Origin of the sequence: Pseudomonas sp. NBRC 111138, from assembly GCF_001320835.1 — a bacterium.
GTDB classification, from domain to species: domain Bacteria; phylum Pseudomonadota; class Gammaproteobacteria; order Pseudomonadales; family Pseudomonadaceae; genus Aquipseudomonas; species Aquipseudomonas paracarnis.
On the sequence record NZ_BCBO01000030.1, the window covers coordinates 1 to 21,929 of the forward strand.

Genomic DNA, 21,929 nt, shown 5'->3' on the forward strand with positions numbered 1-21,929 from the left:
GTGCGGAAAATCAGCTTGTAGCCACGGGAGGTGATTTCCGGGCTGGTGGCGGCTGGGGTAATCATGATGACGCCTTCGTCTTCATAGATATCCGACGCTGGCTGAGTGGAGCTGGAGCAGAGGTGGCCGACGACGAACTTGACGCCATCATTGACCACTTTGTTGGCAACGGCCACGGCTTGTTTTGGATCGCAAGCGTCGTCGTATTCCTTGGCCTCAAGCATCTTGCCGTCTACGCCGCCCTTGGCGTTGATGTCTTTGATGGCTTGCTTGGCACCCATGAATTGCATGTCGCCGTATTGCGTCACCGGACCGGTCTTGGGACCGGCGATGCCGATCTTGATGGTGTCGGCTGCGAACGAATGGCCGGCAACCCCAGCCAGGACCATAGCGGCAAACAGTTTGGAAATCTGCTTAGTAGCCTTATTCATAGTGCTCCACTCTTACTGTTGTATTTTTTATAGTTCTAGCGGCCTTGTGAGCTGCAGAACCGGATCAGATATCGCGGATATCCCCCCGGCATTGCCCTGGCAACTGTACCGGTACAGTGTAGAGCGCCGGCTGATCGCTTGAAAAGCTGGCAGCTGGGGGCAAAACCTGGGTATGTCGCTTAAGTGAAAGAAAAAGACAGAATTGCGCCGGGCTCCTAACAGCTTTCAAGGCATTCCTTGGCTTTCCTGGCAGTTTCAATCGCTACTTCATTTGCTACTGGGTTTTTCTGCCTGAGCGACGGGGCTATGATTGCGCCGATTTTCTACTCAGGTGAATTCCCATGACGCAAGAACCAAGCACCCTCTATGCCAAGCTGCTCGGTGAAACCGCCGAAATTTCCTGGAAGGAGCTTGAACCGTTCTTTGCCAAGGGTGCCCTATTGTGGGTCGATGCCGGCCTGGATTTGATCGAGGCCGCCGAAGGAATGGCCGAAGACAACCGTGACAAAGTCGCCGCCTGGCTGGCTGCAGGCACCCTTGGCGAGGTGTCTGCGACGCGGGCATTGGACCTGGTCGAACGGGATCCAAGCTTATGGGCAGTGGTGGTCTCGCCATGGATCCTGATCCAGGAAAGGGCAGCATAAGAATGGCGCGCACGAAAAAGGTGCGTATTTTTCACGCGCTGAAGTGTGTAGCCGAGTAACCGCTGAACGCGTGATGGCACCTTGCCGTAGAGAAAGGTCACAGCCGAGGGTGACGTAAGCGTCACGGGAACAGTTGAGGTCCGAGGGAATGAGTGGCGCAATTGTTTCCAGGTATGACCCGGCGTGAAGAGAAGCAGCGATTACACCACCACTCCCCGTGCCTGGGTCTCAGCGAATCGGCCTGACAATAGACGGCGGGCCGATACGCCCTGGCGCCGGGTCTTTTGGCTGTGGAGCGTCGTTGTTCTCCACGCTGAGCGGGTATAGCGGGTTGCGCATGGCAATCCCCTGCATCACGCCGATGATGTCATTGAAAGGCACCGCCGGGCTGAGCAGGTAGCCTTGGATGTAGTCACAGCCATGCTTGAGCAGCAACTCGAACTGTGCCTGGGTTTCCACGCCTTCGGTAACCACCTGTAAGTGCAGGGTGTGGGCCATGCCGATAACCGCCTGGACGATTTCACCGTCTGCGGTGGATTTGGGAATGTCCTGGATAAACGAGCGGTCGATCTTCAAGGTGTTGAGCGGCAAGCGCTTGAGATAAGCCAGCGACGAATAGCCAGTGCCGAAGTCATCGATGGCCAGTGACACACCCAGGGCGCGAATTTGCCGCAACAGTGCCAGGGTGCTGCTGATGTTGCCCATCAGCGCATTTTCAGTGACTTCCAGTTCAAGTCGGTTGGTGCCTATTCCGGCGAAGCGCAGGGCGTCTTCGATTTCATCGGCCAGTTCGTCACGCGCCAGGTTCAACGCCGAGCAGTTTACCGCCATGATCAACTCGGTGTAGCCCCGGTCAGACAACAGGCTCAGGTCGTGACAGGCCTGGCGCAATACCCAGTGGTCCAGCTCGGCAATCAGCCCGTTGTTCTCGGCAATGCCGATAAAGCGGTCCGGAGCCAGGAGTCCGTGCTGGGGGTGTTGCCAGCGCACCAGGGCTTCCAGGCGCGTGACCTTGCCCAGCTTCATGTCGAAGATCGGCTGATAAAACAGCACCAGCTGGTTGCGCGTACGCAAGGCGGCGCGCAGTTCCTCCTCCAGTTGCAGCTCAAGGAACGCGCGTGTTTTCAGGTTGGAGCTGAAGAAGTGCAAGCTGTTGCGCCCGGCGTCCTTGGATTGGTACAGCGCCAGGTCGGCAGTTTTCAGCAGCTCTTCGCAGGTGTGGCCGTCCTCGGGAAACAGGCTGATGCCGATGCTGGTGGTCATCACCATGCGCCGGCCAGCCAGCTCGATGGGCTCTTTCATCTTCTGCATGATGCGCTGGGCCATCTGCCGGGCTTCGTCGCGGTGATGAATAGTGATCAGAATGCAGAATTCATCGCCGCCAAAGCGTGCCACTACATCTTCATGGCTGCGTATCGAGCCCTTGATATGCCCGGCCAGCACCGTGAGCAACTGGTCGCCCGCATCGTGGCCAAGGCTGTCATTGATGCGCTTGAAGTGATCAATGTCGAGAAAGATTACCGCCAGCATGCCTTGGCTTCGGGTTTTTTCCGCAACCTTTTCCGCGAAGATCTGATTGAAACCACGGCGGTTGAGCAGGCTGGTCAGCGCATCGAAGTGGGCCACTTGTTGCAGTGAGGCGCGGGCCTGGTCGAGTTCGCTGAGCAGCGCATTGACCCGGCGCAGGTCCCGCTCTTTGTGCTGCAGCTTTTTATCTGCCAGGGCTGCGCTGACACTACTGCCGATCACCAGCAAGGTAATTACCGCCACCGACAACCCCAGTTGAATCGGGCTGCCATCCACCGGCAATGAAAGATCCGCGCCACCGGGCACCAGCATTTGCATGGCCGCCATGCCGGTGAAATGCATGCTCAGGATTCCGGCTCCCAGCACCAGGCTGGCGGCGTATTTGAGCAACTGGTGAAACACGCCGGCTCCGTTGCGCAGGTAGCTGGACAGCAACAATGCCGCCAGGCTGGCGCCAATGGCAATCGCCACCGAGGCCAGGAACAGCCGTGTTTCGAAGTACACCTGGGCCTGGGAGCGCATGGCCGACATGCCCACGTAGTGCATCAGCGCGATACCCAGTCCCATCCACACCGAAGCCATCAGGTACTGATGAAAACGCAGGTGGGTATGACTGAGGGTCTGCATGGCGAGCAGCGACGCGATCAGGGCGATCAGCAGCGAGGCGAACGTCATGATCAATTCGTAGTGAATGGCGATGGGGGCCTGGAACGCCAGCATGCTGATGAAATGGGTCGACCAGATTCCGCCTGCCAGGCAACCCGCGCCCAGCCAGCGCCAATGGCGGCGGGCGGTGGGGTCTTCGACATGGCCCACACGTTCGGCCATGTCCAGCGTACCGAAGCCCGCCGCGCAGGCGACCAGGTACGCCAGTAGCACCAGAAAGGGGTTATGACTGCAATTGAGTAATAAATGCCCACTGTCTGGAAGGTCGGTAAAAAAGTGCTGCCCCAGCCATTCCATAGCGTATCCCGTCATAGAGCCATGTCACTGCCAGAGGCGATGACCGATGAGATCGAGTATAGAAGTCTCCGAAGATTTGCCATGAGTAATGGCGTTTTGATCTCAAATTATTTTGACATGCCTTCCATAGCGTTTGGTGCTAAGCGCTGATGGGCAGGTCGAGTTCGAAGTGTGGGGCTTCCAGCGGCGCCAGGCCGAATGCGGCACGGGCGGCGTCGCAATCGACATTTTGCTCGCCCTGGCTCCAGGACGAGTCGAACTCACGGCATACGCTGGAGCGTTGCTCATAAATAGAGCAGCTGGTGGCCTGTCCGACTTCACCTTCAAGGCTGCAGCACCGTGCAGGTTTCTGATCGGTGCCGATCATCGCCACGCGGCTGGGGTTGATCTGCACCACCAGGTCATCGGGCACCGTGCCCCCGGACGAGGCGCACTCACCCCAGAAGAAAGACACGCGAAAGTGTGAACAGCAGGCACCGCAATTCAGACACGGACTGGCTTCGGACATGGGCGTCATCAATAAGAAAAGTAGGAGGAGGGTGCTACGAAAGGCTCGCCATTCTATCCGTGCCATCGCCATTGGGAAGAGGGGCACGCACTTATATTTTTGTGGGCAAAATCCGCTGTTGCCTGGGTGAAATCATGCCCTATCAGCTTTACGAATCATTACAGACAATCACTGCCAGCCTGACTATGTTGCAGTGACCTGAGCAGGATGCATCGGGCATCGCAGCTCTCATAACAATAAAAGAGACGGACCCATGCAGAACTCGACCCAAGCGGCGAATGCCTGGCGCATTCTGTTCCTGCTGTTCCTCGCTAACCTGTTCAACTTTTTTGACCGCACCATTCCCGCGATCATCATTGAGCCCATCCGCATGGAATGGCACCTGAGCGACTTCCAGCTCGGTATCATCGGCACCGCTTTTACCATCGTCTACGCCATTGCCGGGCTGCCGCTCGGGCGCCTGGCCGACACCGGTTCACGCAGCAAGTTGATGGGTTGGGGCCTGTTCGCCTGGAGCGGGCTGACGGCGGTCAACGGCATGGTCGGCAGTTTCTGGACCTTCCTGCTGGTACGCATGGGCATTGGCATCGGCGAAGCCAGCTATGCACCCGCGGCCAATTCGCTGATTGGCGACCTCTTTCCCGCCCACCGCCGTGCCCGAGCCATGGGGATTTTCATGCTTGGCCTGCCGTTGGGCCTGTTGCTGGCGTTCTTTACGATCGGTGCGATGGTCAAGGCGTTCGACAGCTGGCGCGCGCCCTTCTTTATTGCGGCGGTGCCGGGTCTGATCCTTGCGGTGTTTATGTTCTACATAAAAGAACCCAAGCGTGGTGCGGCGGAAACCGTGCAAGTCTCCCAAGAGCGCGTCGACCGCCCGATCCGTCGCGTGCTGGCTGTGCCGACCTTTCTGTGGCTGGTGCTGGCCGGGTTGTGCTTTAACTTTGCCACCTATGCGTGCAACTCGTTCCTGGTGCCGATGCTGCAGCGCTATTTCCTCATGCCGTTGCAGGACGCGGCCGTCGCGACGGGTGTCATCGTCGGCCTGACCGGTTTGGTGGGCTTGACGCTGGGGGGCTGGATTGCCGACAAGATTCATCAGCGAGTCGCCAATGGCCGACTGTTGTTCGCCGCCTTCAGCTTGATCATCTCCACGGTCACCACCGCCTGGGCATTGCATGCCGGGCGTGTCGAAATCGGGGTGTTTGTCGCGCTGTTCAGTGTGGGCTGGCTGTTTGCCTACAACTTCTATACCTGCGTGTATACCGCGATCCAGGACGTAGTCGAACCACGCTTGCGCGCAACGGCGATGGCGCTGTTCTTTGCCGGGCTGTATCTGCTCGGCGGTGGCATGGGGCCGGTGGTGGTCGGGGCGTTGTCCGATCACTTTGCCCATTCAGCGATGTATGCGGCTGGGGCGCAGCAGATGACAGAGGCTTATAAAGCGGTAGGCTTGCATGACGCCATGTACCTGATTCCAGTGGCGTTGTTCTTGACCATGCTGTTTCTGTTCCAGGCCTCTCGCAGTTTTGTGCGTGATGCCAAGCGGATGAAGGAAGGGTTGAGTGCGGTTGAGGTGCCGGCAGCGGCGGCAACGGCGTGAGACAGAGTGATCGTTCCCATGCTCTGCATGGGAACGCCGCTCTGGACGCTCTGCGTCCGCTTAAAAGTCGTGACGCAGAGCGTCACATGATGCATTCCCACGCCGAGCGGGGGAACGATCTCTAAGGCTAATAAAAAGGCCCGCATTGCGCGGGCCTTTTACGTTCAGCGGATTATCAACCCGCCACCAACACGCGAATCGCTTCCAGTCGCAGTGCCGCTTTATCGAGCATGGCCAGGCCTTGCTCGCGCTGGTTGCGCAAGGCAACCAGCTCGCTGTCACGTACGGTCGGGTTGACCGCTTGCAGCGCGGTCAGGCGCGCCAGCTCTTCGTCGGTGTCTGCCGCCAGGCGACGCTTGGCTTCGGCTACACGCTCGGCGTGACGCGGGGCGATCTTCTCTTCACCGGCGTTGATGCGCGGTGTGAGTTGGTCGCGCTGCGCCTGTACGAATTTGTTCGCGCTGGCCCGTGGCACGCTTTCCAGCTGGTCATTCAAGGTTACGAACGACACGCGGCCCGACAGGTCATTGCCGTTGGCATCCAGCAGGCAGCGCAAGGCGGCCGGTGGCAGGTAGCGACCCAGTTGCAGGGAGCGCGGGGCGACCACTTCGCTGACATACAGCAGTTCAAGCAATACGGTGCCTGGCTTGAGCGCCTTGTTCTTGATCAGCGCCACGGCGGTGTTGCCCATGGAACCGGACAGCACCAGGTCCATGCCGCCTTGCACCATCGGGTGCTCCCAGGTGATGAACTGCATGTCTTCGCGCGACAGCGCCTGGTTACGGTCGTAGGTGATGGTTACACCCTCGTCGTCGCCCAGGGGGAAGCTGGCGTCGAGCATTTTTTCGCTGGGCTTGAGGATCAGCGCGTTTTCCGAATGGTCTTCGCTGTCGATGCCGAATGCGTCGAACAGGGTTTCCATGTAGATCGGCAGGGCGAACTGGTCGTCTTGTTCGAGGATGTCCTCGACCAGCGCATCGCCTTCGCCGGCGCCGCCGGAATTGAGTTCGAGCAAACGGTCCCGTCCGGTGTGCAACTCCTGCTCCAGGCGCTCGCGCTCTGCACGGGCTGCGTCGATCAGGGCTTGCCACTCGCCGTCGTCGGCGGCTTCCAGCAAGGGCAGCAGGCGTGGGCCGAACTGATGCTGCAAGGCGTTGCCGGTCGGGCAGGTGTTGAGGAAGGCATTGAGCGCCTCGTGGTACCACTGGAACAGGCGCTCTTGCGGGCTGGTTTCCAGGTAGGGCACGTGCAGTTCGATCACGTGTTTCTGGCCGATCCGGTCCAGGCGCCCGATACGCTGTTCCAGCAGGTCGGGGTGGGACGGCAGGTCGAACAGCACCAGGTGATGGGAGAACTGGAAGTTGCGGCCTTCACTGCCGATTTCCGAGCAGATCAGCACCTGGGCACCGAACTCTTCATCGGCAAAATAGGCAGCGGCGCGGTCACGCTCCAGAATATTCATGCCTTCGTGGAACACCGTGGCCGGGATGCCGGAGCGCACACGCAGCGCGTCTTCCAGGTCCATGGCGGTTTCAGCGTGGGCGCAGATCACCAGGACCTTGGTGCGCTTGAGCATTTTCAACTGGTCGATCAGCCACTCGACCCGAGGGTCGAAACGCCACCAGCGGTTCTCTTCCTCGATGTCCGGTTGCGCTTGGAAGCTGACTTCCGGGTACAGCTCGGCGTGTTCGCCCAGGGGCAGTTCGAGGTATTCGTCCGGGTTCGGTAGCGGGTAGGCGTGCAGCTTGCGCTCGGGGAAGCCTTGCACCGCAGCACGGGTGTTGCGAAACAGCACGCGGCCGGTGCCGTGGCGGTCCAGCAGTTCACGCACCAGGCGTGCGCTCGCCTCGGTGTCGCCATCGTTGACGGCGGTGAGCAGGGCTTCACCTTCGTCACCGAGGAAGCCTTGAATGGTCTTGTGCGCGGTCGGCGACAGGCGGCCCTTGTCCAGCAGCTCCTGCACGGCTTCGGCCACCGGGCGATAGTTTTCGCTCTCGGCGCGGAAGGCTTGCAGGTCGTGGAAGCGGTTCGGGTCCAGCAGGCGCAGGCGCGCAAAATGGCTATCCTGGCCCAGTTGTTCCGGGGTGGCGGTGAGCAGCAGCACGCCGGGAATCACTTCGGCCAGTTGTTCGACCAGCGAGTATTCGGCGCTGGCCTTGTCTTCGTGCCACACCAGGTGGTGGGCTTCGTCGACTACCAGCAAGTCCCAGCCGGCGGCGAACAGCGCGTCCTGGGCCTTCTCGTCGTCCACCAGCCATTCGAGCGCAACGAGTGCAAGCTGGGTGTCTTCGAACGGGTTGGTGGCATCGCTTTCGATAAAGCGCTCTTCATCGAACAGCGCAACCTGCAGGTTGAAGCGGCGGCGCATTTCCACCAGCCATTGGTGCTGCAGGTTTTCCGGGACCAGGATCAGTACGCGGTTGGCACGGCCCGAGAGCAGTTGGCGATGGATCACCAGGCCTGCTTCGATGGTCTTGCCCAACCCCACTTCGTCCGCCAGCAACACGCGTGGCGCGATACGGTCAGCGACTTCGCGGGCGATGTGCAGTTGGTGGGCAATCGGTTGGGCGCGTACGCCACCCAGGCCCCACAGCGAGGACTGCAACTGGCGGCTGGTGTGTTCCAGGGTGTGGTAGCGCAGTGAGAACCACGCCAGCGGGTCGATCTGCCCGGCGAACAGACGGTCACTGGCCAGGCGGAACTGGATGAAGTTGGACAGTTGGGTTTCTGGCAGGGTGACCTGCTCGTTCTGCCCATTGAGGCCGTGGTAGACCAGCAGGCCATCGACGTCGTCGACTTCCTGTACGGTCATTTTCCAGCCTTCGAAATGGGTGATGGTGTCACCCGGCGAAAACCTCACGCGAGTGAGGGGCGCATTCCGTAGCGCATACTGGCGAGTGTCGCCAGTGGCCGGATAGAGCACGGTCAACAAGCGGCCGTCCTGTGCCAGAACGGTGCCTAACCCCAGCTCTGCTTCGCTGTCACTAATCCAGCGTTGCCCCGGTTGATACTGCTGCGCCATGCTGCCTGACTCCCGCCGTGAAAAAGCCGACTATGTTAACGGAACACGGCCCGGCGCCCAAGAACTCTGACAAAAACTACGCTGTTTGTACGGGCAGGCGGAAATTGAATCGACGGGTGGCGGGCACTTGAGAGTGTCGACTGAGTCACAGCTTGGCACGCGGGTGCTCAAGTCGCCCTGCCACCCGCCGACAGCCTGTTGATCAGGAGAATAATTATCATGCTGCCACCCATGCTGCCCGTCAGTGTTGTGCCGGTCACGTCGCAACTCGACCCGGCACGCCAGAAACCGGATATTCCGCCGGTAGTGCCCGTTCAGCCGGGCTCCAACGAGAGCACGATCGACCTGAAAAAAGGCGATGCCGAGCAATCGACCTTTCTGCTGCGCGAAGAGCAGCGTCGCCAGCAGGAGCAGCAGAAACGTCGGCGCGAAGCCGACGACGACGCGGAGCAGCATTTGCCGATTCCTGGCGACTTGCTCAACGCTGACAACACCGTGCCCGTGGCGCCGCTGATCGAAGACGCGCCGCGCCAGGGCCTGTGGGTGGATATCGAGGTTTAATCGTTCAGTTCGCGCAGGGCCTTCACCAGTAACTCAATCTCGTCATCGGTGTTGAGCGGGCTGACGGAGATGCGCGCAATGCTGTTCAACCCACGTGCTTGCATATCCAGCGGGGTGTAGGCCACGCCATTGGCGCCGATGTTGATGCGCTTGCAGGCCAGGCGTTGCTTGAGTTCAAAGCTGTCCCAGCCTGCCAGGTTGAACGCGATCAAGCCTGAATGCGTTCTGCCTAAGTCATGCAAGGTAATTCCCGGTATCTGACGCAGTGCTTCGCGGATTCGCGCGCTGGTCTTCGAGACCCTTTGCCATACTTGCTCAATCCCCAGTTGATTGATCTCGTGCAACGCATTGCCCAGGCCGGCCAGCAGGGCGAAAGAGACTTCGCTGGTTTCAAAGCGCCGGGCGTCGTTGCGCAGGTCGAAGCCTTCGGCGGTCCAGGGCGCTGAAAACACGTCGCGTTGGGCCGGGTTCAGATGCGGCAGAAAACCCGGCCTGATATACAGCAGCGCGGTACCGCGAGGCCCGCGCAGGTGTTTGCGGCCGGCGGACTTGAGCACATCGCACTGCAACGCTTGCACATCCACCGGCACCTGGCCGACGGCTTGGCCCGCGTCGATGAAGTAGGGAATGGTATGCCGCTTGGCCACATCGCCGATGGCCTGGGCCGGGTTGATCAAGCCACCGTTGGCCGGCAGCCAGGTGAGGTCGATCAGCTTCACCTTGGCATCCAGCATCGCCTCCAACGCCACCGGGCAGGCCGCGCCGCTGGCATCGCACGGGATGACCTCCACCCGCGCCCCGGCTTGAACGGCCAGTTCCATGCTCGCCAGGTTACCGCCCCATTCGTGGCGCCCCACTAGAATACGATCGCCCGGCTGCCATGGCCCCAGCGCCTGGAAGGCCATGCTCCAGGCCGTCGAGCCACTGCTGGCGAAGGCAATCGATGAGGCGGGCGCATTGAGCAGTTGCCCGGCGGCTCGGCGGGCCTTTTCCACTAAGACGGCACCCTGTTCTCCGGCCTCCATCGGGCCGTCGCGGGCTTCGCGTTGCAGCTGTTCGATGATGGCGTCGAGCGTCGCCTGGCTGGGCAAGGATGCCCCTGCGTGGTTGAAGTGCACGATGCCGGACTGGCAACCGGGCGTGGCTTCTCGCAAGTGCTGGACTTGCAGCGGGGTCATGGCTGCAGCTCGAAAATGGCGTCCACTTCCACGGCGACACCAGCCGGCAGACTGCAAACCCCTACGGCGGTGCGCACGTGTCGGCCCTTGTCGCCGAGGGCGTTGACCAGCAGGTTCGAAGCGCCATTGGCGACCAGGCTTTGGCGCTGGAAGTCGGCGCTGCTGGCAATGAACACGCCCAGGCGCAGGGTGCGCACCACCCGCGACAGGTCATCGCCCAACGCGTCGCTCAATTGCCCCAGCAGGCCCAGCGCCGCCAATTCCGCCGCTCGGGCGCCATCTTCATCGCTGAGAGAATCGCCCAGCCGGCCAATGTAGGCGGGTTTGCCATCGGTCATGGGAATTTGTCCCGAGATGAACAGCTGGTGTTGGCTGATCACATGATTGACGTAGTTGGCAGCGGGTTGGCTGGGCGTGGGCAGTGTCAGGCCGAGGGCGTGTACGCGCTGGCGGATGGAATCGGTCATGGTGAAATCCTCTGGTGTCAGAAGGTTCCAGCATGTTGGCGGTGGCGAGGGGCGACAAACGGATAGATCTCAACCGACGTATCGAAAAACCTCACGCGTCGGCACACGCCTGCTTCAACCACTGGCTGAAGCATTCAGCCGCCTCACTGAGCGGGCGCTGAGGTGCGATCAGCCAATAGCCTATATCGCTGTGATAGGGCGGCCAGTCAAAGGCCTCTACCAGGCTGCCGTCCTGGAGCCTGCGTTCGATCAGGCGATGGCGGCCCATGGCGATCCCCTGGCCGGCCACGGTCGCTTCGACCACGATGTTGTAGTCATGCAGCATCACGCGGGGGTGGTGTTCAAGGTTGACCTGGTAATGGGCCGACCAATCGGTCCACTCGAAAGGGCGGTGGGAGGTCGCCATCAACAGCGCGCCACTAGCGATCTGCCTGGCTTTGAACCCAGGGCTGCATACCGGTGACAGGGTTTCGGCCATCAGGCGTGTGGCGCGCACGTCGGGCCAGTCGCCCTTGCCGTAGCGGATGGCCAGGTCAACCTCTGCCGTGGCGACGTTGGCCAGTTGAATGGCGGGCAGCAACTCCACCTGGATATGCGGGTAGCACCGTAGAAACTCGGCCAGGCGCGGCGCCAGCCATAACGTGGCAAAGGATGCCAGCAAGCCGATACGCAACACACTGGCGCTGGGCGCACCCCGTTGGTTGCGCGTCGCAGCGGCGATGGCGTCCAGGGCTGGGCGGATTTGCGCGTAGTAATCTTGCCCGGCCAACGTCAGGTCAATCGCACGGGTTCGCCGGATAAACAACGGTTTGCCCAGGTGGTGTTCGAGCTTATGTACCTGGTGGCTCAGCGCGCTTTGGGTCACCGACAACTCGTTGGCCGCCTTGATAAAACTCAAGTGCCGCGCCACGGCCTCGAAGGCGCGCAGGGCCAGCAGCGGTGGAAGGTCGTTGTGCAAGGCCACCTGGATGCGCCTCCTGGGCAGGGTAGAAAGTGCCGATTTTGGTCGATGGCCTGCATTTTGTCGCCCGCTTAATTGCCGTCGGGCGGGGCAGGCCGCATTATTGAGGCATTCCCGCCACGACGTAAGCCAAGCCATGAGTGATGACGACAAGCTGATCGACCTGAACGCCGAACGTGCCAAGCGCGTGCACGACCTCAATGACAAACGCTTGAATGAAGTGCGCCAAGCCTTTGAACAAGCCATGCCCTTGGGCAAGCCCAAGAAAAAGTCCAAGAACAAGCCGAAAAAGCGTTGAAACGTCCTGTATCCATTGATGCAGGTCAGTTATTCCCCTTCTTTACGCCCCGTTGTGGGCGACATTGATCCTGGTCAATTTCCCACTGCGCCTTCTCCATTAACTTAGCCCTATCGCAACAGGGCAAGTGCAGGAGGCCGGTCATGTTTTTCGATAATGTGGTTTTCGCCGGAGTGCTGACTGTTAGCCTCATGGTGCTGTTTTTTGTAGGGTTTGGATTTTTTATCTGGAAAGACGCGAACAAGCGTAAAAAACCTTAAGTCTTTCCGGGTTACATGAGCACGCAAGGCATTTTGGGCGACTTCGGTCGCCCTTTTTTTTGGCTTGATCATTCCCACGCTCCGCGTGGGAATGCATCCTGTGACGCTACGCGTCACCCGTGCGCGAGTGGGACGCGGAGCGTCCGTGGCGGCATTCCCACGCAGAGCGTGGGAACGAGCATAAAAAAAGGTGCGACCCTCGCGGATCGCACCTTTTTTATTGCCGGCTGGCTATCAGTTGCCCAAAGCCTTGGACGCCAACCAGAACAACCCGGCCGAAAGGCCTACGGTCGCTGGCAAGGTCAATACCCAGGCCATCAGGATGGTCTTGACGGTGCCACCTTGCAGGCCGCTTTTGTTGGCAACCATGGTGCCCGCCACGCCAGAAGACAGGACGTGGGTGGTGGACACTGGCAGGGCGAAGATATTGGCAAAGCCGATCATGGTGGCCGTGGTGATTTGCGCCGACATGCCCTGGGCATAGGTCATGCCTTGCTTGCCGATCTTCTCACCGATGGTCAGTACCACGCGCTTCCAGCCCACCATGGTGCCCAGGCCCAGGGCCAGTGCGACCGCGAGAATCACCCAGAACGGAGCGTACTCGGTGGTGGCGGTCAGGTCTTTGCGCAGCTTGTCGAGGTCTGACTTCTCACGGGAGTCCAAGCCTGGCAGCTTGCCGACCTTTTTCGCGGTGTCATCCAGGCAAAGCAGGTAGCGACGCACTTCGATGCGGTGGTCGGCCGTCAGCGAGTGGTAGTCCGAGACGCCCTTGAGGGTGCCCAGCAGCGCGTTGATCGTCGGTTCGGTCTGCTGCGGGTTGCAGCGGAACTTGCCCGGCAGGTCATCCTTCACGCTTTTGCCCAGGGCCAGGAACTCACCGAGGGTCTCGTGGTTGCGCTGGTAGAACTGGTTCAAGTGCAGGGTGGCGTCGCGGGTACGTTCGATCTGGTAAGTTGTGCTGCCCAGGTCCAATACGAACTGCGCCGGCACGATACCGATCAGTACCAGCATGATCAGGCCGATGCCTTTCTGGCCATCGTTGGAGCCGTGCACGAAGCTTACAGCCATGGCCGAAATCACCAGGACCAGGCGGTTCCAGAACGGCGGGTGCTTCTTGTCGTCGAGCTTGCGGCGCTGGTCCGGGGTCTTGTGCATCTTAGACAGCGGGCGCCACCACTTCAGGCCGATCAGCACCAGGGCGGCGACCAGGAAGCCCGCCATCGGCGAGAACACCAGGGAGGCGCCGATATCCACGGCCTTCTGCCAGTTCACACCGTCAGCCAGGGGGATGTCGTTGATCAATGCATTGGCCAGGCCGACACCGAGGATCGAGCCGATCAGGGTGTGGGAGCTGGAGGCGGGGATACCGAAGTACCAGGTGCCCAGGTTCCAGGTGATCGCCGCCGCCAACAACGAGAAGACCATTGCCAAGCCGTGGCCGGTGTTCACATTGATCAGTAACTCCACCGGCAGCAAGTGCACGATGGCGTAGGCGACACCGACACCACCGAGCAATACCCCGAGGAAATTGAACACCCCGGAGAAGAACACGGCCAGGTGTGGCGGCATGGCTTTGGTATAGATGACTGTGGCCACCGCGTTAGCGGTGTCATGAAAGCCATTGATGAACTCGAAGGCGAGGACAAAGGCCAGGGCGAGCAACAGGCTCACGAGAACCCAAGCATCCAGTCCGCTGAATAAATCGATCATGAAGGTTTTCTGACCCGGTCGTAAGGGGGCGCGATTATGCCAGAAAACATCAGTAATCGATGCATTAGCTGCTCATCGGTAACAATCTTCCTGGAAAAAAAACCGGCAAGACACACGTATCCCAGGGTTTTCGGGGCTTTGGCAAGTCTTTGATTTATAAAGCGCAGGCCGCGGAAGGCGGACTTTTGTCATGAAAACGCCATGCCTGAAACATTTGTATGAAATTTCGTGGGTAGCTGTAGGTTACTGACCAGCGGCCGCTGAACCAGTGCTTGACCGGCAGCGACTGCAAGGCGCTGAACTCGACCGAAGTGCTCAGGGCTCCTCGGTCTTGAGTTCCTGCTCGATTTTTTGGATTTCCTGGGCAAATGCCTGATCCAGCAGGCTGGCTCGTTTGCGCCATGGTTTGCGTTCCGGCTCAGGTTGCGCGGCGTAGGTGGTGACTTCCCCGCCGTAGACGTCCTTGTAACGTTGCTCCTGGCGCTCAAGTTCCGCGCGCAGTTCATCTTTCGTCACAGTATTACCTAATTGAGTTGAGTTATTGATTGCGCAGTGTCATGCCTGAAAGTCGTGCTCGGGGCGATTCCAAATAGAACAGTCGAACCGTTCAAGTTGGTATACGGGCCTGAGGGCCGTTCTTTTAAGCGAGTACTTGTGACCGGCGTTGCCTGCAGCTTGCAATACCTGGTGAGCTCCCCTCCCGATAGTGATACCGGGCTGACCTCTGCACAGGTTGCATTATAGCGGCGCATTTGAATAACACTATCATCATGAAGTTAAAAAGCGTCAACGGCGTGCTTGGGTTTTGTTACATATCGCCGACGTATTTGTGAACAGCGTCATCTTCATATCTGTATTCATACTGATAGAAGGGTAAATGCCTACACTTTTCGGCGACATCAGCTAAATCTCGAACGTTATCTGCGGGATCTGCACCCATGCCGGCCAAAATGCGATAATCGCATGGTTGTCCGATAATCGCCCAATGTTACCGGCGTTGACTTGTGCAGGGCGGCCGGCACGGCTTGTAATAGCCGCCAACCCTCCCGTGGTGATAACAAGAGAAGGCCCGTTGAAATGAACGATCAATTGCGCAACTCCTTTGCATCAGTGGCGCCGCCGATCGTGGCTTCACCGGCCAAGCGCATCCAGGCATTCACCGGTGATCCGGATTTCATGACGTCCCTGGCCCGTGGCCTGGCCGTGGTGCAGGCGTTCCAGGAGCGCAAGCGTCACCTGACCATCGCCCAGATCAGCCACCGCACCGAAATTCCCCGCGCCGCCGTGCGCCGTTGCCTGCACACCTTGATCAAGCTCGGCTACGCCACCACGGATGGGCGCACCTACTCGCTGTTGCCCAAGGTGCTGACCCTCGGTCACGCCTATCTGTCGTCCACACCGCTGGCCGTTTCGGCACAGCCTTACCTGGACCGCATGAGCGAGCAGCTCCATGAAGCCTGCAACATGGCTACCCTGGAAGGCGATGACATCCTCTATATCGCTCGTTCCGCTACCACCCAGCGCCTGATCTCGGTTGACCTGTCGGTGGGCGGGCGCCTGCCTGCGTATTGCACGTCCATGGGCCGCATTCTGCTGGCCGCCCTCGACGATGCCTCGCTGCAGGACTATCTCGACCATGCCGACCTGCAAACCAAGACCAGCCGCACCCTGACAACACCGCAAGCGTTATTCGAATGCCTGCAACAGGTGCGTCAGCAGGGCTGGTGCATTGTCGACCAGGAACTGGAGCAGGGCCTGCGCTCCATCGCGGTGCCGGTGTATGACGCGTCCGGCCAGGTATTGGCCGCGCTGAATGTCAGCACCCACGCCGGGCGGGTCAGCCGCGGTGAGTTGGAGCAGCGCTTTCTACCGAGCATGCTCAGCGCCAGCCGTGAGCTGAGTGCGCAACTGTTTGCCTAAGCTGTTCGGTGACCGCACAGATCCCGGCGGGCTCGATTGACGTTGTTTCCCTTGGCTTATTAATGTGCGGCAGCGCTCTGAGGAGCTGCCCAATAAGAATGACGGCCCAGGTCGTCAGCCCGCCATCGGTGTGGAATAAAAATAATGAATCAGCCTTCTGTCGGTACCACCCTGGACGTACAGTCCTTTATCAACACCCAGCCACTTTCGCGCTATCAGTGGCGCGTGGTGATCCTGTGTTTCCTGATTGTCTTTCTCGACGGCCTCGATACAGCCGCCATGGGCTTTATCGCGCCGGCACTGTCCCAGGACTGGGGCATCGACCGCGCCAGCCTGGGCCCGGTGATGAGCGCCGCGTTGATCGGCATGGTGTTTGGCGCACTCGGTTCCGGCCCGCTGGCCGACCGCTTTGGCCGCAAAGTCGTGCTGGTCGGCGCGGTGTTGGTGTTTGGTGCGTTCAGTCTGGCGTCGGCCTACAGCACCAATGTCGACCAATTGCTGGTGCTGCGCTTTCTCACCGGCCTGGGCCTGGGCGCCGGCATGCCGAATGCCACCACCTTGTTGTCTGAATACACACCCGAGCGGCATAAATCCTTGTTGGTGACCAGCATGTTCTGTGGCTTCAACCTCGGCATGGCCGGTGGTGGGTTTATTTCGGCCAAGCTGATTCCCGCGTTCGGCTGGCACAGCCTGTTGCTGATAGGCGGCATCCTGCCGTTGATCCTGGCGGTGGTGCTGTTGGTGTGGCTACCGGAATCTGCCCGCTACCTGGTGGTACGCAATCGAGGCACCGACAAGGTACGCAAGACCCTTGCCCCCATCGAGCCAAACATCGTTGCCCAGGCCACTCAGTTCAGCGTACCGGAGCAAAAAACCGTCAAGGCCCGCAATGTGTTCGCGGTGATCTTCTCGGGCACCTACAGCGCTGGCACGTTGCTGTTGTGGCTCACGTACTTCATGGGCCTGGTGATTGTTTACCTGCTGACCAGTTGGCTCCCCACTTTGATGCGTGACAGCGGCGCGAGCATGGAACAGGCCGCGTTTATCGGAGCGCTGTTCCAGTTTGGTGGAGTATTGAGCGCGGTGGGCGTGGGCTGGGCGATGGACCGGTTCAACCCGCACAAAGTGATCGGCACTTTCTATCTGCTGGCCGGGGTGTTTGCCTACGCGGTGGGGCAGAGCCTGGGCAACATCACGCTGTTGGCCACCCTGGTGCTGGTCGCCGGGATGTGCGTCAACGGTGCGCAATCGGCAATGCCATCCCTGGCAGCACGTTTCTACCCCACCCAAGGCCGTGCCACCGGGGTGTCATGGATGCTCGGCATCGGCCGCTTCGGCGCGATTCTGGGGGCGTGGATGGGCGCTACTTTGCTGGGCCTGGGCTGGAACTTCGAGCAGGTGCTTACGGCACTGGTGATTCCGGCGGCATTGGCCACGGCAGCGGTGGTGATCAAGGGCATGGTCAGCCATGCCGATGCCACCTGAAACCAATCGCTACCCCTGTGGGAGCTGGCTTGCCTGCGATATCGGTGCTGAATCCACTCGCGCCATCGCAGGCAAGCCAGCTCCCACATTGACCCTGTTCCTTACAATGGTTAGTTAAGCAACAATCGGTTCGATAATCGAACACTCAGTCGATTATCGGATTGTTCGGCCCATTTCCCCGGCTTAACCTTCAAGCACTTCGGCGCCACCTCAGCGCCTTTTTCGATCAACACCGGGAGCCCAACCCCATGGCTGAAATCCTCACCCTGCGTGATGCGGTCAAGCGCTTCGTGAACGACGGCGATACCGTCGCCCTCGAAGGCTTCACCCACCTGATCCCTACGGCCGCAGGCCATGAAATCATTCGTCAGGGCAAGAAAGACCTGACGCTGGTGCGCATGACGCCTGACCTGATCTACGACCAGTTGATCGGTGCCGGCTGTGCGCGCAAGTTGATTTTCTCCTGGGGCGGCAACCCGGGCGTGGGTTCCCTGCATCGGCTGCGCGACGCGGTAGAGAAACAATGGCCGCAAGCGCTGGAGATCGAAGAGCACAGCCACGCCGACCTGGCCAATGCCTACGTCGCCGGTGCCTCCGGCCTGCCGTTCGCGGTGTTGCGTGCCTACGCCGGTTCCGACTTGCCCAAGGTCAACCCGCTAATCAAGACCGTCACCTGCCCCTTCACCGGCGAAGTGCTGGCGGCGGTGCCGTCGGTGCGTCCGGACATTACCGTGATTCATGCGCAGAAAGCCGACCGCAAAGGCAACGTGCTGCTCTGGGGCATTCTCGGGGTGCAGAAGGAAGCGGCCCTGGCGGCCAAGCGCTGCATCGTCACCGTCGAGGAAATCGTCGACGACCTGAATGCGCCGATGAACAGCTGCGTGCTGCCGACCTGGGCGCTGACGGCGGTGTGTCACGTACCCGGTGGTGCCCATCCGTCCTACGCGCACGGCTACAACGAGCGGGATAACCGTTTCTACCAGGCTTGGGACCCGATTGCCCGCGACCGTGGCACCTTTACCGCCTGGATCGACGAATACATCCACGGCACTGCCGACTTCAGTGAATTCCAGGCCAAGCTGGCCACCGCGCAGGAGGCTAAGTAATGGCTTACTCCACCAATGAAATGATGACCGTCGCCGCCGCACGTCGCCTCAAGAACGGCTCGGTGTGCTTCGTTGGCATCGGCCTGCCATCCAAGGCGGCCAACCTGGCGCGCCTGACGTCCTCGCCGGATGTGGTGCTGATCTACGAGTCGGGCCCGATTGGGGCCAAGCCCAGTGTGTTGCCGCTGTCCATCGGTGATGGCGAGCTGGCGGAGACCGCCGACACTGTGGTGCCCACCGGTGAGATCTTTCGCTACTGGCTGCAGGGCGGGCGCATTGATGTCGGTTTTCTCGGCGCGGCCCAGGTCGACCGTTTCGGCAATATCAACACCACCGTGGTCGGTGATTATCACCAGCCCAAAGTGCGTTTGCCGGGTGCCGGTGGCGCGCCGGAAATCGCAGGTTCGGCCAAGAGCGTGTTGATCATCCTTAAGCAGTCGTCCCGTTCGTTTGTCGACAAACTCGATTTCATCACCTCTGTGGGGCACGGCGAAGGTGGCGACTCACGCAAGCGTCTGGGCCTGCCCGGCGCCGGCCCGGTAGGCATCATTACCGACCTATGCATTATGGAGCCGGAGGAGGGCAGTCATGAGTTCGTGGTCACTGCGCTGCATCCGGGCGTAACCCGCGAGCAAGTGATCGCCGCCACCGGCTGGGCGATTCGCTTTGCCGACCAGGTGAGCACCACCGCTGAACCCACCGAGACCGAACTGACCGCCCTGCGTGACCTCGAAGCGCGCACCGCGGCTGCCCACGGCCAAGCACCGGGAGAAGCCTGATGCGCGAGGTTTTTATCTGTGATGCCATTCGCACACCTATCGGCCGTTTCGGCGGTGGCCTGTCCACGGTGCGTGCCGACGACCTGGCGGCGCTGCCGATCAAGGCGCTGATCGAGCGCAACCCGTCGGTGGACTGGAGCGCCGTAGACGAAGTCTTCCTCGGCTGCGCCAACCAGGCAGGTGAAGATAACCGCAACGTGGCACGCATGGCGTTGCTGCTGGCGGGGCTGCCGGAAAGTATTCCTGGAGTGACCCTCAACCGCCTGTGCGCCTCGGGCATGGATGCCATCGGCACCGCTTTTCGTGCGATTGCCAGTGGTGAAATGGAGCTGGCGATTGCCGGTGGCGTCGAATCGATGTCCCGCGCTCCGTTTGTGATGGGCAAGGCCGACGCGGCGTTCTCGCGCAACATGAAGTTGGAAGACACCACCATTGGCTGGCGCTTTATCAACCCGCTGATGAAGGCCCAGTACGGCGTGGATGCCATGCCGCAGACGGCCGATAACGTGGCCGATGACTATCAGGTTTCCCGCGTCGACCAGGACGCTTTCGCCCTGCGCAGCCAGCAACGCACCGCCGCTGCCCAGGCCGCCGGGTTCTTTGCCGAGGAAATCGTTCCGGTGCGGGTCGCCCATAAAAAAGGCGAAACCCTGGTGGAACACGATGAACACCCACGGGACACCACGCTGGAAGCCCTGGCCAAGCTCAAGCCGGTCAACGGCGCGGACAAGACCGTCACTGCTGGCAATGCCTCGGGCGTCAACGATGGCGCCGCCGCGCTGATCCTCGCCAGCGCCGAGGCCGTCAAGCAACACGGCCTCACCGCCCGCGCCCGTGTGCTGGGCATGGCCAGTGCTGGTGTAGCCCCGCGCGTGATGGGCATCGGCCCGGTGCCGGCGGTGCGCAAACTGGTGGAGCGCCTTGGGTTGGCTGTCACCGACTTTGATGTGATCGAACTCAACGAAGCCTTCGCCAGCCAAGGCCTGGCGGTGCTGCGCGAGCTGGGTATTGCGGACGATGCGCCCCAGGTCAACCCCAACGGCGGCGCCATTGCCCTCGGCCATCCCTTGGGGATGAGTGGTGCGCGGTTGGTACTGACGGCCCTGCACCAATTGGAAAAAACCGGCGGCAGCAAAGGCCTGGCGACCATGTGCGTGGGCGTCGGCCAAGGCTTGGCCCTGGCGATTGAACGCGTCTGATCAATAAAAGAGGATTGCTCCATGAGTGACAAGCCCGGTTACCGGCGCCCGCAAGCGGGCACTCAACCTGATTACCTGCACCCGGCGTATCAGTCGACGAACCTGCGTTCGCCGTCCCAGCCTTTGGTGTTCCTGCCCCATTCCTTGTCGGAAATCACCGGCCCGTCCATCGGCGCCGAACGTATCAATGAGAAGGACAACGACCTGACAGCCCAGCATGAGGGCGAGCCGCAAGGCGAGCGCATCATCATTCATGGCCGTGTGCTGGACGAAAACGGCCTGCCAGTGCCGGGCATCCTCGTGGAGATCTGGCAGGCCAATGCCGCCGGCCGCTACAACCACAAGCGCGACCTGCACGATGCACCCCTGGACCCGAACTTCACCGGCACCGGGCGCACCGTCACCGACGCCGATGGCTGGTACCAGTTCCAGACCATCAAGCCCGGCGCCTACCCGTGGGGCAACCACCACAACGCCTGGCGCCCGGCGCATATCCACTTTTCGCTGTTCGGCCCCAGCGTGCTGACGCGCCTGGTGACGCAAATGTATTTCCCGGGTGACCCGTTGCTGGAGTACGACCCGATCTACAACTGCGTGCCGGATACCAGCGCCAAGCAACGCTTGATCGCTAGCTTCGACCTGGAAAAAACCATTCCTTCCTATGCCCTCGGCTACCGCTGGGACATCGTCCTGCGCGGCCGCGACGCCACGCCGATGGAGAAATGAGATGACACTCAACGCGACCACGTCCCACACCGTCGGGCCGTATTACCACATTGGCCTGACCTGGCTGAACCGTGAAGACCTGACCGTCACCGCCACCCTTGGCGAACGCGTGGCGATCAGCGGGCAAGTGGTGGACGGCAACGGTGATGTCGTCAACGACGCCATGCTGGAAGTCTGGCAGGCCAACGCCGTCGGCAAATATGCTCACCCCGAAGACGAGCAGGACAAAGCGCTCGACCCGAACTTCGAAGGTTTCGGCCGCGTGCCGGTGGATGCCGAAGGGCGTTTTCGTTTTACCACCATCAAGCCGGGCAGTGTGCCGGGGCTCAAGGGCACCACCCAAGCGCCGCATTTGGTGGTGCTGGTGTTTGCCCGTGGGTTGGTGAAGCACTTGCTGACGCGGATTTATTTTGACGGTGAGGCCTTGAACGGCGATGACCCGTTGCTGGCGTGTGTGCCGGCAGGACGTCGTGGCACCTTGATTGCCCAGGCGGATGCGGCAGGGGTATATCAGTGGAATGTGATTTTGCAGGGCACAGATAAGGAAACGGTGTTCTTCGACTATTGAGTTGGCTGTTGACGAT

Annotated in this window: 21 protein-coding genes; 12 read left to right on the forward strand and 9 right to left on the reverse strand. The window is 60.6% G+C overall.

The features are described 5' to 3' along the window. Positions 1 to 431 (reverse strand): ABC transporter substrate-binding protein (locus APH41_RS05655; protein WP_156359031.1); only part of this gene is annotated, 431 nt, incomplete at its 3' end. Positions 432 to 772: 341 nt separating this feature from the next. Between APH41_RS05655 and APH41_RS05660 the strand changes: the two genes are divergently transcribed. Beyond that, positions 773 to 1,075, forward strand: coding sequence for a DUF2288 domain-containing protein (locus APH41_RS05660; protein ID WP_034125956.1), 303 nt, complete (start codon positions 773 to 775; stop codon positions 1,073 to 1,075). Between the two features lie 228 nt (positions 1,076 to 1,303). Here APH41_RS05660 and APH41_RS05665 read toward each other — a convergent pair whose 3' ends face one another. Continuing rightward, positions 1,304 to 3,565 carry a bifunctional diguanylate cyclase/phosphodiesterase gene (locus APH41_RS05665; RefSeq protein WP_054917915.1) on the reverse strand — a complete coding sequence of 754 codons (2,262 nt, stop codon included), beginning with the start codon at positions 3,563 to 3,565 and terminating at the stop codon, positions 1,304 to 1,306. Between the two features lie 139 nt (positions 3,566 to 3,704). Then, complete coding sequence (locus APH41_RS05670; RefSeq protein ID WP_034125958.1) at positions 3,705 to 4,073, reverse strand: YkgJ family cysteine cluster protein; 369 nt, start codon at positions 4,071 to 4,073, stop codon at positions 3,705 to 3,707. Between the two features lie 253 nt (positions 4,074 to 4,326). Here APH41_RS05670 and APH41_RS05675 point away from each other — a divergent pair, with 253 nt between their 5' ends. Continuing rightward, the gene (locus tag APH41_RS05675; protein ID WP_034125959.1) at positions 4,327 to 5,673 is read left to right on the forward strand and encodes an MFS transporter; all 1,347 of its coding nucleotides are present in this window, start codon (positions 4,327 to 4,329) and stop codon (positions 5,671 to 5,673) included. Between the two features lie 175 nt (positions 5,674 to 5,848). Here APH41_RS05675 and rapA read toward each other — a convergent pair whose 3' ends face one another. Then, on the reverse strand, positions 5,849 to 8,695 hold the full coding sequence (gene rapA, locus APH41_RS05680; RefSeq protein WP_054917917.1) for an RNA polymerase-associated protein RapA: 2,847 nt from the start codon (positions 8,693 to 8,695) through the stop codon (positions 5,849 to 5,851). 219 nt (positions 8,696 to 8,914) lie between these two features. On the opposite strand from rapA, the gene APH41_RS05685 reads away from it, so the two are divergent. Beyond that, positions 8,915 to 9,256: a hypothetical protein gene (locus APH41_RS05685; RefSeq protein WP_014717286.1), complete on the forward strand. Its 342-nt coding sequence runs from the start codon at positions 8,915 to 8,917 to the stop codon at positions 9,254 to 9,256. Here APH41_RS05685 and APH41_RS05690 read toward each other — a convergent pair. The 3 genes from APH41_RS05690 to APH41_RS05700 all read right to left on the reverse strand — a co-directional run bounded on the left by APH41_RS05690 (position 9,253) and on the right by APH41_RS05700 (position 11,865). Next, the gene (locus APH41_RS05690) at positions 9,253 to 10,434 is read right to left on the reverse strand and encodes an aminotransferase class V-fold PLP-dependent enzyme (RefSeq protein ID WP_054917919.1); all 1,182 of its coding nucleotides are present in this window, start codon (positions 10,432 to 10,434) and stop codon (positions 9,253 to 9,255) included. The genes APH41_RS05685 and APH41_RS05690 overlap by 4 nt on opposite strands. After that, positions 10,431 to 10,901 carry a RidA family protein gene (locus APH41_RS05695; RefSeq protein WP_054917922.1) on the reverse strand — a complete coding sequence of 157 codons (471 nt, stop codon included), beginning with the start codon at positions 10,899 to 10,901 and terminating at the stop codon, positions 10,431 to 10,433. Before APH41_RS05695 ends, APH41_RS05690 begins: the two co-directional genes overlap by 4 nt. A 91-nt stretch (positions 10,902 to 10,992) precedes the next feature. Beyond that, positions 10,993 to 11,865 carry a LysR substrate-binding domain-containing protein gene (locus APH41_RS05700; protein ID WP_054917924.1) on the reverse strand — a complete coding sequence of 291 codons (873 nt, stop codon included), beginning with the start codon at positions 11,863 to 11,865 and terminating at the stop codon, positions 10,993 to 10,995. Positions 11,866 to 11,998: 133 nt separating this feature from the next. Here APH41_RS05700 and APH41_RS29010 point away from each other — a divergent pair, with 133 nt between their 5' ends. Both APH41_RS29010 and ccoM read left to right on the forward strand, forming a co-directional pair. After that, entirely contained in the window at positions 11,999 to 12,160 is a 162-nt protein-coding gene (locus APH41_RS29010) for a hypothetical protein (protein ID WP_005785860.1), read from the forward strand. 143 nt (positions 12,161 to 12,303) lie between these two features. Further along, the gene (gene ccoM, locus APH41_RS29565) at positions 12,304 to 12,420 is read left to right on the forward strand and encodes a cytochrome c oxidase subunit CcoM (RefSeq protein ID WP_019817835.1); all 117 of its coding nucleotides are present in this window, start codon (positions 12,304 to 12,306) and stop codon (positions 12,418 to 12,420) included. A gap of 234 nt (positions 12,421 to 12,654) precedes the next feature. Here the strand turns inward: ccoM and APH41_RS05710 are convergent, their stop codons facing one another. Both APH41_RS05710 and APH41_RS05715 read right to left on the reverse strand, forming a co-directional pair. Then, positions 12,655 to 14,130: an inorganic phosphate transporter gene (locus tag APH41_RS05710; protein ID WP_003189291.1), complete on the reverse strand. Its 1,476-nt coding sequence runs from the start codon at positions 14,128 to 14,130 to the stop codon at positions 12,655 to 12,657. Between the two features lie 315 nt (positions 14,131 to 14,445). Beyond that, on the reverse strand, positions 14,446 to 14,646 hold the full coding sequence (locus APH41_RS05715) for a hypothetical protein (protein ID WP_003189295.1): 201 nt from the start codon (positions 14,644 to 14,646) through the stop codon (positions 14,446 to 14,448). A 561-nt stretch (positions 14,647 to 15,207) separates the two neighbouring features. On the opposite strand from APH41_RS05715, the gene pcaR reads away from it, so the two are divergent. The 7 genes from pcaR (at position 15,208) to pcaG (ending at position 21,913) form a co-directional block, all read left to right on the forward strand. Next, positions 15,208 to 16,050: a pca regulon transcriptional regulator PcaR gene (gene pcaR, locus APH41_RS05720; protein WP_054917926.1), complete on the forward strand. Its 843-nt coding sequence runs from the start codon at positions 15,208 to 15,210 to the stop codon at positions 16,048 to 16,050. Between the two features lie 144 nt (positions 16,051 to 16,194). Next, on the forward strand, positions 16,195 to 17,535 hold the full coding sequence (locus APH41_RS05725; RefSeq protein WP_054917929.1) for an MFS transporter: 1,341 nt from the start codon (positions 16,195 to 16,197) through the stop codon (positions 17,533 to 17,535). A gap of 248 nt (positions 17,536 to 17,783) precedes the next feature. Further along, positions 17,784 to 18,641: a CoA transferase subunit A gene (locus tag APH41_RS05730; RefSeq protein ID WP_003189300.1), complete on the forward strand. Its 858-nt coding sequence runs from the start codon at positions 17,784 to 17,786 to the stop codon at positions 18,639 to 18,641. Continuing rightward, the gene (locus tag APH41_RS05735) at positions 18,641 to 19,420 is read left to right on the forward strand and encodes a CoA-transferase subunit beta (protein ID WP_034125965.1); all 780 of its coding nucleotides are present in this window, start codon (positions 18,641 to 18,643) and stop codon (positions 19,418 to 19,420) included. Before APH41_RS05730 ends, APH41_RS05735 begins: the two co-directional genes overlap by 1 nt. Further along, on the forward strand, positions 19,417 to 20,619 hold the full coding sequence (gene pcaF, locus APH41_RS05740; protein WP_172415466.1) for a 3-oxoadipyl-CoA thiolase: 1,203 nt from the start codon (positions 19,417 to 19,419) through the stop codon (positions 20,617 to 20,619). Before APH41_RS05735 ends, pcaF begins: the two co-directional genes overlap by 4 nt. A gap of 21 nt (positions 20,620 to 20,640) precedes the next feature. Continuing rightward, complete coding sequence (gene pcaH / locus APH41_RS05745) at positions 20,641 to 21,345, forward strand: protocatechuate 3,4-dioxygenase subunit beta (protein WP_054917934.1); 705 nt, start codon at positions 20,641 to 20,643, stop codon at positions 21,343 to 21,345. Position 21,346: 1 nt separating this feature from the next. After that, positions 21,347 to 21,913: a protocatechuate 3,4-dioxygenase subunit alpha gene (gene pcaG, locus APH41_RS05750; RefSeq protein WP_034125967.1), complete on the forward strand. Its 567-nt coding sequence runs from the start codon at positions 21,347 to 21,349 to the stop codon at positions 21,911 to 21,913. Positions 21,914 to 21,929: the final 16 nt, after the last annotated feature.

Excerpts from the sequence above, each read along its gene's own strand:
- APH41_RS05660 (WP_034125956.1), top strand. The coding sequence starts at position 773 with ATGACGCAAGAACCAAGCACCCTCTATGCCAAGCTGCTCGGTGAAACC.
- APH41_RS05665 (WP_054917915.1), bottom strand. The coding sequence starts at position 3,565 with ATGGAATGGCTGGGGCAGCACTTTTTTACCGACCTTCCAGACAGTGGG.
- APH41_RS05670 (WP_034125958.1), bottom strand. The coding sequence starts at position 4,073 with ATGTCCGAAGCCAGTCCGTGTCTGAATTGCGGTGCCTGCTGTTCACAC.
- APH41_RS05675 (WP_034125959.1), top strand. The coding sequence starts at position 4,327 with ATGCAGAACTCGACCCAAGCGGCGAATGCCTGGCGCATTCTGTTCCTG.
- rapA (WP_054917917.1), bottom strand. The coding sequence starts at position 8,695 with ATGGCGCAGCAGTATCAACCGGGGCAACGCTGGATTAGTGACAGCGAA.
- APH41_RS05685 (WP_014717286.1), top strand. The coding sequence starts at position 8,915 with ATGCTGCCACCCATGCTGCCCGTCAGTGTTGTGCCGGTCACGTCGCAA.
- APH41_RS05690 (WP_054917919.1), bottom strand. The coding sequence starts at position 10,434 with ATGACCCCGCTGCAAGTCCAGCACTTGCGAGAAGCCACGCCCGGTTGC.
- APH41_RS05695 (WP_054917922.1), bottom strand. The coding sequence starts at position 10,901 with ATGACCGATTCCATCCGCCAGCGCGTACACGCCCTCGGCCTGACACTG.
- APH41_RS29010 (WP_005785860.1), top strand. The coding sequence starts at position 11,999 with ATGAGTGATGACGACAAGCTGATCGACCTGAACGCCGAACGTGCCAAG.
- ccoM (WP_019817835.1), top strand. The coding sequence starts at position 12,304 with ATGTTTTTCGATAATGTGGTTTTCGCCGGAGTGCTGACTGTTAGCCTC.
- APH41_RS05710 (WP_003189291.1), bottom strand. The coding sequence starts at position 14,130 with ATGATCGATTTATTCAGCGGACTGGATGCTTGGGTTCTCGTGAGCCTG.
- pcaR (WP_054917926.1), top strand. The coding sequence starts at position 15,208 with ATGAACGATCAATTGCGCAACTCCTTTGCATCAGTGGCGCCGCCGATC.
- APH41_RS05725 (WP_054917929.1), top strand. The coding sequence starts at position 16,195 with ATGAATCAGCCTTCTGTCGGTACCACCCTGGACGTACAGTCCTTTATC.
- APH41_RS05730 (WP_003189300.1), top strand. The coding sequence starts at position 17,784 with ATGGCTGAAATCCTCACCCTGCGTGATGCGGTCAAGCGCTTCGTGAAC.
- APH41_RS05735 (WP_034125965.1), top strand. The coding sequence starts at position 18,641 with ATGGCTTACTCCACCAATGAAATGATGACCGTCGCCGCCGCACGTCGC.
- pcaH (WP_054917934.1), top strand. The coding sequence starts at position 20,641 with ATGAGTGACAAGCCCGGTTACCGGCGCCCGCAAGCGGGCACTCAACCT.
- pcaG (WP_034125967.1), top strand. The coding sequence starts at position 21,347 with ATGACACTCAACGCGACCACGTCCCACACCGTCGGGCCGTATTACCAC.